General features: G+C 59.1%; 1 protein-coding gene. It reads left to right on the top strand.

Going from position 1 to position 281, the window contains the following annotated elements; translation table 11 throughout:
• Nucleotides 1-36 precede the first annotated feature (36 nt).
• The coding region (locus ORL50_RS28860) for a cytochrome ubiquinol oxidase subunit I (protein WP_266020119.1) at nucleotides 37-281 on the top strand (245 nt) is incomplete at its 3' end.

The following is a 281-nucleotide window of genomic DNA, read 5'->3' as shown; positions in this document are numbered from 1 at the left end:
CGTCTTCAATATTCCATGGCGTTGTGGACAATCGTCATGCTCACACCTGTCCAGATCGTGGTGGGAGACCTGCATGGCCAGCACAGTCTCAAAGTTCAGCCGCAGAAGGTCGCTGCCATCGAAGGCTCCTGGACTCGCCCGCCCGAAGGTGCAGGTGAGCCTTTACGCTTGTTCGCACTGCCAGACATGGCCGAGCGGCGCAATCATTGGGAAGTGGCGATTCCGCGCATCGGTTCGCTGTACTTGACGCATGACCTGAGTGGCACCATCGCCGCGTTGGA

The sequence above is a fragment of the Pseudomonas sp. RIT-562 genome, assembly GCF_026241895.1.
Lineage (GTDB): Bacteria > Pseudomonadota > Gammaproteobacteria > Pseudomonadales > Pseudomonadaceae > Aquipseudomonas > Aquipseudomonas mandelii_F.
The sequence above is the reverse complement of the archived record's forward strand: the minus strand, read 5'-3'. Positions and strand labels throughout refer to the sequence as shown.